We start from the raw sequence: 469 nt of genomic DNA, 5'->3' as shown, positions 1-469 counted from the left end.
GCCCGCGCTCATGCAGGGCGTCGCGGCCCAGCAGCCGCTGGATCGAGAACATTTCGCCGAGCGTGTTGGTAATTGGCGTGCCGGAGGCCAGCACCAAAGCGCGGCCGGGATTCTTGCTCTCGATGAAGCGGGACTTCACATAGAGGTCCCAAGCACGTTGCGACCCATTCGGGTCAATGCCCTTCAGCGTCGACATATTGGTGGCGAAGGACAGCTTGCGGAACTCCTGCGCCTCGTCGACGACGATCTGGTCGATGCCAATTTCGGAGATAGTCAGCAGGTCGTCCTTGCGAGTGGAGAGCGATTCCAGGCGTTCTTTCAGACCCTCCTTCAAGCGCTCGAGGCGCTTACGAGTGACCCGGTCGTCGCTGTCGACCTTGATCAGAAGGTCCTCGTAGAGCTGCAACTCATCCTGGATCATTTCCTGCTCGAACGCGGACGGCACCGAAATGAACCTGAAGGCCGAATG

Annotated in this window: 1 protein-coding gene; it reads right to left on the bottom strand. The window is 59.7% G+C overall.

Translation table 11 applies throughout. From position 1 onward, the window contains the following. Window positions 1-469, bottom strand: a 469-nt coding sequence (locus tag AC1D0P_RS29090; RefSeq protein ID WP_477679910.1) for a hypothetical protein, incomplete at both ends; no start/stop codon positions are given.

This window comes from Polaromonas sp. P1_G2 (assembly GCF_056405515.1).
The sequence above is the reverse complement of the archived record's forward strand: the minus strand, read 5'-3'. Positions and strand labels throughout refer to the sequence as shown.